The sequence below is a fragment of the Streptomyces sparsogenes genome (assembly GCF_001704635.1).
In the GTDB taxonomy this organism is placed as follows: Bacteria; Actinomycetota; Actinomycetes; order Streptomycetales; family Streptomycetaceae; genus Streptomyces; species Streptomyces sparsogenes.
Genome location: NZ_MAXF01000007.1, coordinates 1 through 1,117 on the forward strand (window position 1 = coordinate 1; position 1,117 = coordinate 1,117).

Genomic DNA, 1,117 nt, shown 5'->3' on the forward strand with positions numbered 1-1,117 from the left:
CCCACCACCGCGGCGGGCTCCACACCGAACGACCGCCACACCTCCGCCAGCGACACCATCACCGCCCACAACGCGGGCTGCACCACATCGACCCGCGCCACATCCACCCCGTCCCCGCCCCGCAACACCCCCGTCAACGACCAGTCCACAAACGGCGCCAACGCCGCCTCACACTCCGCGATCCGCCCCGCGAACACCGAAGACACATCCAGCAACTCCACACCCATCCCACGCCACTGACCCCCCTGCCCGGGAAACACCAGGACGGGCCCCGCGCCTCCGGCCACCGGATCCGCGCTCACGAGACCGCCGAACGGCACACCCTCGGCCAGTGCCGTCAGCCCCGCGAGCAGCTCGTCCCGGTCCTGGCCGACCACCACCGCGCGGTGGTCGTGGACCGCCCGGCCGGCCGCCAGCGACCAGCCGATCTCCGCCGCCTCGCCCACGGTCTCCTGGGCGAACTCCGCCAGCCGCCCGGCCTGGGCGCGCAACCCCGCGGCCGACCGCCCCGACACCACCCACGGCACCACCCCGCCCACCGGCGCCGGCTCGGTGGTTTCCTCCTCCGTGGACGGTTCGGGCGCCTCTTCGAGAATCACATGCGCGTTGGTGCCGGAGATGCCGAACGCCGAGACGCCCGCCCGCCGCGGACGCTCCGTCGCCGGCCAGTCGGTCGGCTCGCCGAGCAGTGCGACCGCCCCGCTGTCCCAGTCGACATGGGGCGTCGGCTCGTCGACGTGCAGCGTCCGGGGGAGCAGGCCATGCCGCATGGCCATCACCATCTTGATCACACCGGCCACACCGGCGGCGGCCTGGGTGTGGGCGATGTTGGACTTCACCGACCCCAGCCACAACGGCCGCTCCGCCGAGCGCCCCTGGCCGTAGGTGGCCAGCACGGCCTGCGCCTCGATCGGATCACCCAGCGTCGTACCCGTACCGTGCGCCTCCACCACATCCACATCCGCCGGCGACAACCGCGCGTTCGCCAACGCCTGCCGGATCACCCGCTGCTGCGACGGACCATTCGGCGCCGTCAAACCATTGCTCGCACCGTCCTGATTGATCGCCGAACCCCGCACCACCGCCCACACCCTGTGACCATTGCGCCGCGCATCCG

General features: G+C 72.7%; 1 protein-coding gene. It reads right to left on the minus strand.

From position 1 onward, the window contains the following. The coding region (locus BBH68_RS00105) for an acyltransferase domain-containing protein (RefSeq protein WP_141712937.1) at nt 1-1,117 on the minus strand (1,117 nt) is incomplete at both ends.